This window comes from Deinococcus alpinitundrae, assembly GCF_009982895.1.
Taxonomy (GTDB): Bacteria; Deinococcota; Deinococci; order Deinococcales; family Deinococcaceae; genus Deinococcus; species Deinococcus alpinitundrae.
Map to the genome: position 1 here is coordinate 1 of NZ_WXZL01000124.1, position 414 is coordinate 414.

The 414-nt window shown below is 51.7% G+C and carries 1 protein-coding gene; it reads right to left on the reverse strand.

Annotated features, from left to right (window positions below; translation table 11 throughout):
• On the reverse strand, nucleotides 1-414 hold a 414-nt coding region (locus GUI70_RS22705), incomplete at both ends, for a hypothetical protein (RefSeq protein ID WP_202630570.1).

Here is a 414-nt window from a genome sequence, read left to right on the forward strand (position 1 = left end):
AGCCCCTTCCTGCATCTCAGATTTGCGTAAAGCGGATCTGAAGCATGAAGGGGCTTAACACTGAACTGCATCGTGCACTGAAAATGTTCCCAGATGTAACGAAGGGTGGCACGTTCGACATAACCATCCGGAGCGCCTTGGTTGTGATACAAATACGCGATTTCGTGAGTTAATACGCGGCCTTTGAACGACGCTTCGTACGCTCTCTTGTTCTCAAGATACAAGAACCCGATTGCATAAAGAGAAGCGTTCAGTTGTGCCGAACCCTCCTCAAATGCAGGAAGGTTACGGCCTAAACGACGGAGTCCATCCCACGTCTGCCGGTTGAACTGGCCCAACCCACGGAAGGAACCAGAAACGGTGGTTTCGAAACCACCGGCCACCACGAAGTTCTCGATCGGAATCAGGAACTGG